10 protein-coding genes and 1 pseudogene are annotated in these 12,243 nt (G+C 61.5%); 6 read left to right on the top strand and 5 right to left on the bottom strand.

The window, feature by feature from the left end; translation table 11 throughout:
- Window positions 1-425: pseudogene (locus GIV26_RS23745) on the bottom strand (energy transducer TonB); the annotation flags it as partial.
- 235 nt (window positions 426-660) lie between these two features.
- Window positions 661-1,512, bottom strand: coding sequence for a LysR family transcriptional regulator (locus GIV26_RS23740; protein ID WP_054920352.1), 852 nt, complete (start codon window positions 1,510-1,512; stop codon window positions 661-663).
- 105 nt (window positions 1,513-1,617) lie between these two features.
- Between GIV26_RS23740 and GIV26_RS23735 the strand changes: the two genes are divergently transcribed.
- Window positions 1,618-2,079 (top strand): nucleoside deaminase, encoded by a 462-nt coding sequence (locus tag GIV26_RS23735; RefSeq protein WP_057975344.1) that lies wholly within the window; start codon window positions 1,618-1,620, stop codon window positions 2,077-2,079.
- Window positions 2,066-3,253 carry a CynX/NimT family MFS transporter gene (locus GIV26_RS23730; protein WP_054920326.1) on the top strand — a complete coding sequence of 396 codons (1,188 nt, stop codon included), beginning with the start codon at window positions 2,066-2,068 and terminating at the stop codon, window positions 3,251-3,253. Before GIV26_RS23735 ends, GIV26_RS23730 begins: the two co-directional genes overlap by 14 nt.
- Here GIV26_RS23730 and GIV26_RS23725 read toward each other — a convergent pair.
- On the bottom strand, window positions 3,224-5,539 hold the full coding sequence (locus tag GIV26_RS23725; protein WP_236282429.1) for a TonB-dependent receptor: 2,316 nt from the start codon (window positions 5,537-5,539) through the stop codon (window positions 3,224-3,226). The two genes, GIV26_RS23730 and GIV26_RS23725, sit on opposite strands and share 30 nt — an antisense overlap.
- Window positions 5,540-5,694: 155 nt before the next feature.
- Between GIV26_RS23725 and GIV26_RS23720 the strand changes: the two genes are divergently transcribed.
- The 3 genes from GIV26_RS23720 (at window position 5,695) to GIV26_RS23710 (ending at window position 9,059) form a co-directional block, all read left to right on the top strand.
- Window positions 5,695-6,639 (top strand): LysR family transcriptional regulator, encoded by a 945-nt coding sequence (locus GIV26_RS23720; protein ID WP_073844017.1) that lies wholly within the window; start codon window positions 5,695-5,697, stop codon window positions 6,637-6,639.
- 108 nt (window positions 6,640-6,747) lie between these two features.
- Window positions 6,748-7,209 (top strand): HIT family protein, encoded by a 462-nt coding sequence (locus GIV26_RS23715; protein WP_054896680.1) that lies wholly within the window; start codon window positions 6,748-6,750, stop codon window positions 7,207-7,209.
- 242 nt (window positions 7,210-7,451) lie between these two features.
- The gene (locus GIV26_RS23710) at window positions 7,452-9,059 is read left to right on the top strand and encodes an alkaline phosphatase family protein (RefSeq protein ID WP_236282427.1); all 1,608 of its coding nucleotides are present in this window, start codon (window positions 7,452-7,454) and stop codon (window positions 9,057-9,059) included.
- A 125-nt stretch (window positions 9,060-9,184) separates the two neighbouring features.
- On the opposite strand, the gene GIV26_RS23705 is transcribed toward GIV26_RS23710, so the two are convergent.
- Window positions 9,185-10,090 carry a TauD/TfdA dioxygenase family protein gene (locus GIV26_RS23705; RefSeq protein WP_034125458.1) on the bottom strand — a complete coding sequence of 302 codons (906 nt, stop codon included), beginning with the start codon at window positions 10,088-10,090 and terminating at the stop codon, window positions 9,185-9,187.
- A gap of 184 nt (window positions 10,091-10,274) precedes the next feature.
- Here GIV26_RS23705 and GIV26_RS23700 point away from each other — a divergent pair, with 184 nt between their 5' ends.
- Entirely contained in the window at window positions 10,275-11,195 is a 921-nt protein-coding gene (locus tag GIV26_RS23700) for a LysR family transcriptional regulator (RefSeq protein WP_054896683.1), read from the top strand.
- A 25-nt stretch (window positions 11,196-11,220) separates the two neighbouring features.
- Here GIV26_RS23700 and GIV26_RS23695 read toward each other — a convergent pair whose 3' ends face one another.
- Entirely contained in the window at window positions 11,221-12,222 is a 1,002-nt protein-coding gene (locus tag GIV26_RS23695; protein ID WP_072445744.1) for an ABC transporter substrate-binding protein, read from the bottom strand.
- Window positions 12,223-12,243 lie beyond the last annotated feature (21 nt).

The following is a 12,243-nucleotide window of genomic DNA, read 5'->3' as shown; positions in this document are numbered from 1 at the left end:
GGCTTGGGCTTGGGTTTCGCAATGGGTTTGGGCGGCGCCGGCTTGGCCGCCAACTCATCCACCAGCGGCGGCGGGGGCTCGACCACAGGCGGAGGCGGTGGTGGCGGTACAGGCGGTGGCGGCTCAACCACCGGCGGCGCCGGCTGGGAAAATTCGATGGTCATCGGTGGAATTTCCGGCGGCACAATCGGCAGCACCGGCGTGGGTTTCTGGCTCACCCAATAGATCACTGCACCGTGCAGCGCCAACACCAGCAACCCGAGCAAAACCCCTTCGCGGCGGCTGGAAAAACGCTTCGGGGTCTTCTGCAGGCGCAATTGACCCAACGGCGCGCGATGCGGCCGGCCAAGGTCGACCAACTCACCACTCGGTGCCTGACGCCACTGCGCCTCAGATGCACTGGCGGCGGCCTGGACTTTGCCCATTGATTCACTCCCTGCGGTTTTGAAAAACCGACGGGCCAGCGTGAAGGCCCGTCGAGGGCTGAATCATCGGTGCCAGACACTTATCTCTTAAAGTAATCTTTAAAGTTATATATAGAACAAAAACGCATAAATAAAACAGCCGATCACACCAAAGCCACGTGGTCCGTGGCCTGGCTTCAAGCCGTTGTTTTTCAATGCCTTAAAGGCATACAAAATATTCGTCAAAGGTATGGGCTCAGTGCGGGTTCCCACTGCACAACGCCAGCAACTCGTCCAACAAACTCTGGCCCGCTGCGCCCAAACCACTGCGGCCATACAGGGCCAACCGCACGCCATGAACAGGTGGCAAGCCACTCTCTGGGCCGAGTATGCGATGGCCCGGTTGCAACACCCGTTCTGGCAATAAACTGATGCCCAAGCCTGCCGCCACCGCCGAGCACACACTGGCCAGGCTGGCGCTGGAATAGCCGATGCGCCAACGCCAGCCGGCCCGTTCCAGATGGTGCAGCATGTCGTTGCGATACAGGCCACCTACGGGGAAAGCCACCAGCGGCAGCGGGTCGCGGCCCAGGGCCGGGGTGCTCAGGCTGTCGACCCAATACAAGGGCTCCGGCCACGACGCCACACAGTCGTCGCTGTCGCCCATCTGCTTGACCAGCAACACATCGAACTCACCGCCCCGGTACTGGCGCTGCAATTCGGGGCCCAGACCGCTGGTGACTTCCAGCCGCACCCGTGGGTACGCCACCACAAACGCCGAAAGCAGCGGCATCAGGCGCTCGGCGGCGAAATCCTCCGGCACGCCGAGGCGCAACACACCGTCGCTTTGCTGGTTGATCAGCACGTCGGCGGCTTCTTCGTGCAACGCGAGAATACGGCGCGCATACGCGAGCAGACGCTCACCCTCGGCGGTGGCCACTACCCGGCGCTGATCGCGGTCCAATAACTGACAGGCCACTGCGTCTTCCAGACGGCGGATCTGCTGGCTGACGGTGGATTGAGTCAAATGCAGGCGCTCGGCCGCCCGGGTGAAATTGCCGCAGTCCACCACGGCGACAAAGCTGCGCAACAACACGGGATCGAACAACGTCATCACCATTGCGTTTGCCACTGATTGGCATGTTTATATTTAATTTCAGCATACCTTGCTGGCTGACCATACTTCACCTTTCATCGCACCCCGGGGCCTTGTATGACCAACGATCAACCACACCTGCAACGCGCTATTGCCTTGGCCCGCGCCAACGTCGCCCAAGGTGGCCGCCCCTTCGGTGCGGTGCTGACGCGCAACGATGAGATGTTGGTGGAAGCCGTGAATGAGATCCACCTGACTCAGGACCCCACCGCCCACGCCGAGCTGCTCGCAATTCGCGCAGCGAGCCGGCAGCTGGGTGCACGCCTGGAAGGGTGCGTGATCTACGCCAGCGGCCAGCCTTGCCCGATGTGTCTGAGCGCCATGTACCTGTGCGGCGTCGAGCGCGTAGTGTTTGCCGCCAGCAACGAAATGGCCGAGCCATTCGGCCTGTCGACGGCAGCCATCAGCCAACAGGTTGGCTTGCCCATCGACGCGCAACGCCTGCCCATTCAGCACCTGCCCGATGCCGCAATGACTGCGCTGTATCACCAGTGGAAAACCCTGCATGACCCTGAATAAATCCCTCGCCGGCTGGGGCCTGCTGGTGGTGCTCGGCCTGAATCTGCGCCCGATCCTCAGTTCCATCAGCCCACTGCTCGGCGAGATTCGCCAGGCCACCGGCCTGAGCTTTCAGAGCAGTGCCCTGCTCACCAGCCTGCCGGTGATCTGCATGGGGTTGGTGGCACTGGTGGGCGTGCGCGTGGAGGCTCGCTTGGGCGAGCGTCGCGGCATCGCCCTGGGCTTGTTGATGATTCTGCTGGCGTGCCTGGCGCGCTGGTTGATAGGCGAAGCCTCGGCACTGCTGGTTACCGCGCTGCTTGGCGGTGCGGGTGTTGCGCTGATCCAGGCGCTGGTGCCGGCAATGATCAAGCGTGAATTCCATCACCGTGTGCCCGTAGCGATGGGGGTGTACTCGGCGTCGCTGATGGCCGGCGGTGGGCTGGCGGCGCTGCTCAGCCCGGTGATAGCCACGCATTTCCAGCAATGGCAGGCAGGCCTTGGTGTGTGGTTATTGCCGGCGCTGGGGGCATTGCTGCTGTGGGCCTGGCTACCGCTGGGCGCAGCGCGCAATCCACTCCAGGCGCCTGCGTTCAAAGGGTTGCGCAACCGCCGCGCCTGGCTGCTGGCGCTGTATTTCGGCCTAGTCAATTGCGGCTACATGAGCATGGTCGCGTGGCTGCCGGCCTACTATCAGCAACTGGGCTGGGGCGTGCTGCCCAGCGGGTCGTTGCTGGCATTCATGACGATTTTTCAGGTGGCGGCCGCCCTGCTGATGCCGGTGCTGGCGCAACGCGGTATCGACCGCCGCCCATTGCTCAGCATCAGCCTGCTGGCGCAAACCATCGGTTATCTGGGCCTGATCATTGCGCCGCAGGAATATCCCCACCTGTGGGTGGCCTTGTGCGGCTTCGGGTTAGGGGCGTGCTTTGCCCTGAGCCTGCTGCTGACCCTCGACCACCATCGCGACCCACGCCAAGCGGGGCAACTGGCGGCGTTCGTGCAAGGCGTAGGCTTTTTGATCAATGCGATTTCGCCGTGGCTGACCGGCTGGCTGCGTGAGCTTACCGGCAATTTCGTCAGCGCCTGGGTGGTGCTGACGGTGACGGTGGTGGCGATGCTGCTGGTGACGCGGGTGTTCAGCCCGGCCACCTATCGCACCGACCTAGAAGTCGTAGCGCCCAGTCACGCCTAGGGTGCGCGGCGTGCCCAGCAGGCCCTCGTAACCGCCGTTACCACCGGTCCACAGGGTGGTGTAGTAGGTTTTGTCGAAGGCGTTTTTCAGCCACAGCGACACATCCCACTGCCCCTGGTCATAGTCGCCGCGCAAACCGGTAGACAGGTTGACCACCGCATACGCCGGGATCTGCCCGTAGTCGGAATCTTCCACCGTGCCCACCGCCTTGGAACGGAACGCGTAGCTGGCGGTGACGTAGGGTTCGAAGCCGTTCGCCAGGTTCCACTTGTACTCGCCGTTGGCGTTGGCAATCCACTTGGACGCGCCCACCACTTGGTGGCCGCTCAAGTCGCAGGACGCCGGCGCACCGGGACGCAGGCTGGTTTCCGGCGGGCATGGCGCATCCTTGTAAGACAGGTACGTCACGTCATTGAAGGAGCCGTTGATGTTCAGGGTCAGGCCCTTGATCGGCACCAGGGTGCTTTCCACTTCCACGCCCCGCGAGCGCACCGAGCCGGCGTTGGTCAGGTACTGCACGCGGTTGTCCTGGTCGTAGGCGTTGGTCTGGTAGCCGTTGACCTGGGTCCAGAACAGGTTGGCATTGAGTTGCAGGCGGCGGTCCCACAGCGTGCTCTTGAAGCCCAGCTCGGCGTTGTTGGCGCGCTCGGTGCCGATCAGCAACGAGTCGGCTCCGGCTGTCGGCGCAGACCCCACCGCCAGGTTCACACCGCCGGACTTCTCGCCATGGGACAGTGTCGCGTAGCCCAGCAGGTTTTCATTGAAGTGATAACTGAGATTGAGCAGCCCCGACGGCGTGGCGCTGTATTGCGACAGGTCGCCCGAGTCATAGGCCCCGGTACGCCCACGCCGCGCCATGGCGGCGGCCCCGCTGACCGCCGCGCCACCGACGGGCGCATTGCGCGTGACCCAGGCGCTTTTTTCTTCGTAGGTGCCGCGTACACCGGCGGTGAAATCCAGGCGCTCGGTCAGGTGCCAGGTGCCTTGGGCGAACAGCGCGAAACTGTCGGTGCGGATATGCCCGTTGCCCACACTGCTCACATTGCTCAACGCACCGGCGGGCGTGCCGTTCCAGATATCGGCCTTGGGCCCGTAGTAGGCAAAGGATTTGTTATCCAGGTCGGAGCCGAAGTAGTAGGCGCCGAGCACGTAATCGAAGAAACCACCGCTGGGCGACGCCAAGCGGAATTCCTGGGACCACTGCTTATCTTCCACCGAAACCCCAGCGTTATACGACGCCGGTACGTTGAGGCCATCATCGTTGCGCGGGGTGAAATTCCACCAGCGGTAAGCACTCACCGAGGTCAGGGTGAAGTCGCTGGGCAGCGTCCAATTGGCTTCCAGCGAGGTACCGCCCTGGAACACCGTGACGTGCTGGTCGTTGTCCAGGTTGACCTTGCGATGGGTGCCGTCCACCAGGGTGGCGCCTGCCGCGTTGGCCCGGGATTGATACAGGTTGGTGCCATTGATGGTCGGCCCGGTGCTGTACAGCACGCGGGTGCCGGCGCTGGAGTCTTCTTCGTTGTAGTCACCGATCCAGCGCAGGTTGAACGCTTCGTTGGGCTTGTACAGCAGTTGCCCGCGAAAGCCCTGGCGTGAACCGCCGTTCAGATCATGGCCGTCGTGTTCATTCTTGATGTCGCCGTCGCTGCGCGTGCGATAGGCCGAGAAACGCCCTGCCAGGTCATCGGTCAGGGGGCCGGAAATCGTACCCTTGGTCTGGAAATAACCGTCCTCGCCCAAGGAGGTTTCGATGCTGCGCTCGGGAGTAAAACTCGGCGCGCGCGTACTGATATTGATCACGCCAGCGGTGGTGTTCTTGCCGAACAACGTGCCCTGGGGGCCGCGTAAAACCTCAAGCTGCTCAATGTCCATCAGGTCGAACACCGCCATACCCGGGCGCCCGAGGTAGACGTTGTCGATATACAGCCCCACGCTGCCTTCCAGGCCATCGCTGGCCGGGTTGTTGCCCAGGCCGCGGATCGACACGCTGGACTGGCGCGCATGCATATAGGCGACGTTGACGCTGGGCACCAGTTGCTGCAAATCCTGGATGCGGTACACCCGCTGGGTTTCCAGGGCCTGGCCACCGAGCACGCTCATGGGCGTCGGCACGGCCTGGGCACTTTCGGTACGCCGCCGGGCAGTGACCGTAACAGTTTCCAATTGGCCACTGGCGCTTTCGCCCTTGCCGGCAGGCGCGGGTGTTTCAGCGGCCTGGGCCGGCGACCAACTGCTGCTACCGGCCACTAGAACAGCCAGGGGCAAGGACTTGAACAAACTCATAAGCGGCTCCAGAACCCCGGAACACTCGTCGCCTTATATTCCTAAAGGTTATTTATTTATGTTTTTACGAACATTTACTGCATAAGAGATAGCCTTTATAAGGAGTCGACGTAATGCATAGCCAATGCATTTCCCGGATATTTTTGATGTGAAAAATGCATATCGACCTGCGCCAGCTTCGCCACTTCATCGCCCTTGCCGAACAGCGCAGTTTCGTCGCGGCAGCAACGGCGGTGAACCTGTCGCAGTCGGCGTTCAGCCGCAGCATCCAGGCCCTGGAACACAGTGCCGGTTGCCAACTGGTCGACCGTGGCCGCAAAGACCTGGCCCCCACCAAGCAAGGCCAGGTGCTGCTCGAGCATGCACGGCGCCTGGTCAGCGGCGCCCAACAGCTGGCCAACGAAATCAGCCAGTTCAACGGCCTGGAAGCCGGTGAACTGCGTTTCGGTTGTGGCCCAGCGCCGGCAGCTGGGTTAGTCCCACGTGCCATCGGCAGTTTTATCGGGCGCTACCCCAAGGCCCGCGTGCAGTTCCAGGTGGACGACTGGCAAAGCCTGGGCAAGCGGCTGCTCAGCGAAGAGTTCGAATTCTTCGTCGCCGACACCCGCCACTTCGAAGCCAACCCCGACTACCACACCCACCGCCTGCGCCCGCGCCGTTGGCACTTCTGCTGCCGCGCCGGGCATCCCCTGGCCGCACGCAACAGCGTCAGCGCCGCCGAGCTGATGAGCTACCCGCTGGCAGTGACCATCCGCCCGCCGAACCTGCGCAAAGTCATCGTCGACCTCAGCGGCCGGCCGGATTACCAGCCCAATGTGGAATGCGAAAACGGCTACAGCCTCATGGGCGTGGTATTGCGCTCGGACGCCATCGGCATCGTCAGCGCCAACAGCGACGTGCTGCACATGGCTCGCGGCGAACTGGTGTGTTTGCAGATTGAGGGATTGGACGAAAACCTGGAGGAGCGCTACACCCGCTACGGAATCGTCAGCCGCGCAGGGTATCGGTTGTCGCCGCTGGCGCAGGCGATGATTGAGCAGATCAAGGAGATTGATGAGAGAGACGAGGATGCTTATGCGTTGGAAAATATTGCGGTCTGACCAAGCGGTGAACAGCGGCCCGCAACGTCAGTGAAGTCATCATTAGATAACAAAGATCACCTACAAGAGGGTCTATAACCTTTTGACCCGCACGAGGAAGCGCATTTGATGGACTGTATCTTTTGCAGCATTGCCCGCGGTACTGCACCCTCCCACCTCCTGTGGGAAGACCAGACCCACATGGCCTTTCTCTCCATATTTCCCAATACGCCGGGGTTCAGTGTGGTTATCCCCAAAACCCATCACGGCAGCTATGCGTTTGCCGAACCGGACACCGTGCTGTGTGACTTGATCATCGCAGCCAAGAAGACGGCGAAGCTTTTGGACAAAGCGCTAAAAGGTGTGGCTAGAACGGGCATGATTCTGGAGGGTTATGGCGTCGATCATCTGCACGCCAAATTATTCCCGATGCATGGGACCGGGGAAGATAGCGCCTTCAAAAAAATCAGTTCGACCCAGGACAAATACTTTGAGCGTTATGAAGGCTATGTCTCCTCCCATGACGCTTCCAGGGCAGATGATAAAGCGCTGGCAGGACTGGCCGCTCACATCAGGTCCTTCGCCGGGTAAGCCTGCTCCCACCATTTGATCGCGGGGAGTCAGGTAGATATGTATCTGCTGTCAGGCCGTCATCGCAGGCAAGCCAGCTCCCACAGGGAAATGCATTTCAACTGTGGGAGCTGGCTAGCCTGCGATGACGTCAGCAGCCACACCCATGCACTCAATGCATAGAACCCAGTCCCCAAATGCACTTGCCAGAGCGCCCCTCGAACGGTGAAAAAACCCACCTGTCCTCCGTTCGGTAAATTCCTATGTCTGAACCAAAACCCGTGCGCAACGTGCTCTACATCATGTGCGACCAACTGCGCCGCGACTACCTGTCCTGCTACGGCCATGCCCATTTGCACACCCCGAATATCGACCGCCTGGCCGACGCTGGCGTGCGCTTCAGTCGGGCCTATACACAAGGCACCATCTGCGGCCCGTCGCGCATGTCGGCCTACACCGGGCGCTATGTCAGCAGCCATCAGGTGGCGTGGAATGCAGTGCCGCTGCCGCTCGAAGAGCTAACGATCGGCGACTACCTGCGCCCCCACGGCATCCGCACCGCACTGGTGGGCAAGACCCACGCCACGCCGAACCTTGAGGCCTTGCAGCGCCTGCAGATCGACCCCGACAGTGCCCAGGCCGAGCCACTCAATGAAGTCGGTTTCGATGCGTATCTGCGTCACGACGGCATCTACCCCGACAGCCCGCTGTTCGAGGATAAGCGCGAGTCCGCGCCCTACACCCAATACTTGCGTGATCACGGCTACCACGGCAGCAACCCTTGGCACGAATGGGCCAACGCCGCCGAAGGTGAGAACGGCGAAGTGCTCAGCGGCTGGCATATGCGCAACGCCGGCAAACCCGCACGGGTGGCCGAAGAACATTCGGAGACCGTCTACACCACCGACCGCGCCATCGACTTTATCGACGAACAAGGTGAACAGCCCTGGTGCCTGCACCTGTCGTATATCAAGCCGCACTGGCCCTACATCGCGCCGGCGCCGTATCACGCGCTGTACGGTACCGAGCATGTGCAGGCGCCGATTCAACCTGAACACACCAGCGATCACCCGGTGTACCAGGCATTTCGCCAACACCAGGAGAGCCAGAATTTCTCCCGTGACGAGGTGCGCCTCACGGTGATTCCGACCTACATGGGCCTGATCAAACAGATTGACGATCAACTCGGGCGGCTGTTTGATTTTCTGCAAAGCACTGGCCGTTGGGATGACACGCTGATCGTGTTCACCAGCGACCACGGCGACTTCCTCGGCGATCACTTCCTTGGCGAAAAAGAGTTTTTGCTGGAGCCTGCGGTGGGCATTCCGTTGATCGTGCGCGACCCGCGTGCCGGCGCCGATGTCAGCCGCGGCACCGTAGACGAGCGCCTGGTGGAAACCATCGACGCCCTGCCCACCTTCCTCGACGCCTTGGGCTTGCCCGCCGCCGACCATCGCCTGGAAGGCCGCTCATTGATTCCATTGCTGCAGGGCGCACAACCCACCTGGCGCCGCTATGCCATTGCCGAATACGACTACGCCTTCCAGGCTCCCGCTCGTGAGCGTCTGGAGCGACCCATCGACCGTTGCCGCATGACCATGGTGCGCAGCGAGCGCTGGAAGTACCTGGCGTACGACGGCTTTCGCCCGCAACTGTTCGACCTGGAAAACGACCCGCAAGAACTGCACGACCTGGGCAGCGATCCTGCCTATGCCGAGGTGCGCGAGACGCACTTGGGTTATCTGTTCGACTGGTTGCGCGGGTTGAAACGGCGCACCACCATCAGCCACACGGAGGTTGAGGTGCGCGGGCAATGGTTTCGTTATGGTGAGCCAGAGGCAGAGAAAGTGGTGAAGATCGGAGTCTGGTAAACACCACAAATCCAAATGTGGGAGCGGGCTTGCTCGCGAATGCGCAGCGTCAGTCGACGTATTCATCAACTGACCCACTGCATCCGCGAGCAAGCCCGCTCCCATATTTTTAGTCCTCACCCGGCTTAAAGACCTTTAGTGGTTTTGCTTGATTGCCCCTGCACCCCCACCGGCACATCCCCCTTGAGCGTAACCCGGCGCACGATGCGCTCCTGGGTGCCGTAGTCGTCCACCGCGTAATGCTGGGTGGCGCGGTTATCCCAGATCGCCACGTCACCGGTGTTCCAGCGCCAGCGCACGGTGTTTTCCAGGCGGGTGACATGGCCTTGCAGCAGGTTGAACAACTGCGCCGACTCTGCCTGAGAGTAGCCTTTCAGGCGTTTGACGAAGTGCCCCAACAGCAGGGTTTTCTCACCGCTGACCGGATGCACGCGCACCACCGGGTGTTCGGTTTCATACACCGTGGAAGTGAATACTTTGCGGTATTCCTCCAGCTTCTCCACCGCCACATCCGGCTTGCGTGCGGCGTAGTCGTATTCGTTGCTGTGCACCGCCCACAGGTGATCAGCCAGTGCGCGCAGTTCCACGCTGAGGTCATTGTAGGCAGCGGCTGTGTTGGCCCATACGGTGTCGCCGCCGGACACAGGCGCCAGCACCGAACGCAGGATCGAGGCCTTAGGGTAGGCATCGACGAACGTCACGTCGGTGTGCCAGGAATTGGCGCGCTGGCCACGGGTGCCATCCAACTCCATCAGGAACCGCGTGCCGTCTCGTACCGGTACGGTGGGGTGGGCGATCGGCTCGCCGAGCAAGTGAGCAAAGGCTTCCTGGCTCTGGTCATCGAGATGGGTCTGTTCGCGGAAGAAGATCACCTTGTACTGCACCAGCGCCTGCTGGATGGCCTCGACGGTGGCGGCATCCAGCTCACCGGACAGTTTGATGCCACGGATTTCGGCGCCGATCCGCCCGGCTACCGGATGAATATCGAGTGGTTGGGCGATGGGTTGAACGGCTAATGCGGCGTTGCTCATTGTGATGACCCTCATGTGCCTGCGAAACGGTGGGGGGACGCTTCCAGCAACGCTCTATCCATATGCAATTTAGGTCTAGCAAATGAATGAATGCTTCGTTGACGGAATAAGAGCTTGCATTTAAAACCTGAGCTTGCTCGGTCGCAAATGCCTTCGACCTATTTTTAAAATGCCGGGAAAGCATATGGATCTTCGCCAACTGCGCTACTTCATCGCCCTCAACGAACACCGCAGTTTCGTGCGCGCCGCGGACGCCATGGGCATCACCCAACCAGCGTTCAGCCGCAGCATCCAGGGGCTGGAACAGGAGTTCGGTTGCGTGTTGGTAGACCGCGGTCACAAGGACTTGCGCCCCACGCCGGAAGGCCAGGTGGTGTTGCAGCACGCCCTGAGCCTGGTGCATGGCGCAGCGCTGCTGAGCAGTGAAGTGACGCGCATGACCAAGCTCGACGCCGGTGACCTGCGCTTCGGCTGCGGCCCGGCGCCAGCCGTGAAACTGGTGCCGGATGCGGTGGCGCGGTTTATCAACGCCCACCCGAAAATCCGCACCACGTTTCAGGTGGATAACTGGGAAACCCTCAGCCGCCGCCTGAGCCGTGAAGAGATCGAATTCTTTATCGCCGACATCCGCCAGTTCGAAGCCGACCCGAATTTCCAGACCCGCGCACTCACCCCCAAACGCGGAGTGTTTTTCTGCCGCCCTGGGCATCCCTTGCTGGCCAAGGACAGCCTGTCCACCAACGATATGTTCGACTACCCGCTGGCGGCGCCGCTGATCTCCCAAGGCATTCGCAAACTGCTGGCGAACCTGAGTGGGCGTATGGATTTCTCCCCGAGTATCCAGACCGAGCACTTCCCGGCACTGGTGAGCATCGTGCTGCAAACCAATGCCATCGGCGTCGGCACTGAAGAAGCCTTTGCCGAGGACATTGCCAGGGGGGCGCTGGTGCTGCTGCACTGGCGCAACTTGCCGCAGCACATGGATACCCTGAGCGCACGCTGCGGGATCGTCAGCCGCACGGGGTCGCGGTTGTCGCCGGCGGCGAAGGCGATGATCGAGATGTTGGTGGAGGTGGATAGTCAGCAGGTCAGTGTGGCGGTTTGAAGGGCCTCATCGCAGGCAAGCCAGCTCAGAGCCCCGCCGCCACCAACCCAGGCGCCACCCAATCACTCACCTGAAACGACTTGCGAATCAACTTCTCCCTTGACGCCAAGTCCACCGCATCCTGCAATTTGCCCAGGAACACCGGGTCTAGGGTCGAGGGGAAAACTTCGCTGAGTTTCTGGTCTTTCAAATCATTGGTGAGGATCACCGGGGGGTAACTGGCCAGCCCTGATACCAGCGCTATGTACGCCTGTTTGTTGTTGTCATCGGTCAACCACTGCACCGCTTGCTGCTGAGCCTTGAGCAGCTTGGCCACCGCATCGGGGTGTTCATCGACAAACTTGGCGCTGCCCACCAGCACGGCCTGGATGCTGCCGGCATCGCCCAGGTCCTTGGTGGTCAGCGGTATTTCTGCCAAACCTTTGGCCTGCAACGCCGTCAGAGTGGACCCGCCCCAGGTGGCGTCAATCTGCTTGGCCGCCAGGGCGGCAGCGGCCGCGTTGAAGTCCAGGTTGATCACCTTCAGGTCCTTCTCGCTCAAGCCCTGGCTGGCCAATGCGCTGTCGAACGACAACTGGCTGGCCGTGCCACGGAACACCGCCACGCGCTTGCCCTTGAGGTCTTGCAGGGTCTTGATGCCGGAGCCCGGCACCACGCCGAGGTAGTGTTTCACTCCCCGTGCAGAGGCGCTGAGCAGCCGCGTGTCCAGGCCATTGGAGCGGCCGATGATCGCTGCCAGGTCGCCCAGATAGGCCAGGTCCACCTGGCCGTTGGCGAACGCTTCATTGATCACTGGGCCGGCGCCCTTGAAGTAATTCCATTGGATTTTGATGCCTTGGTCGGCAAAGGCTTTTTCAAAGATCTGCTGTTCACGCAACACGTCGGTGATGCCACCACCGCTGTGCTGGCTGCCGGCACTGAGGTCGGGCACCGCGATGCGGATTTCCTTGAGGTCGGCGGCATGCACCAACCCGGCCAGGGCGGTGCCGGCGAACAGGCTGATCAGACGTTTAAAGGGCAGTTTCATAAGCGCAGCTCCTGGTGGGCG

The sequence above is a fragment of the Pseudomonas sp. PA-1-3F genome, from assembly GCF_021609665.1.
Taxonomy (GTDB): domain Bacteria; phylum Pseudomonadota; class Gammaproteobacteria; order Pseudomonadales; family Pseudomonadaceae; genus Aquipseudomonas; species Aquipseudomonas paracarnis.
Note: the sequence above shows the minus strand (reverse complement) of the source record. Positions and strands in the feature narration are given on the sequence as shown.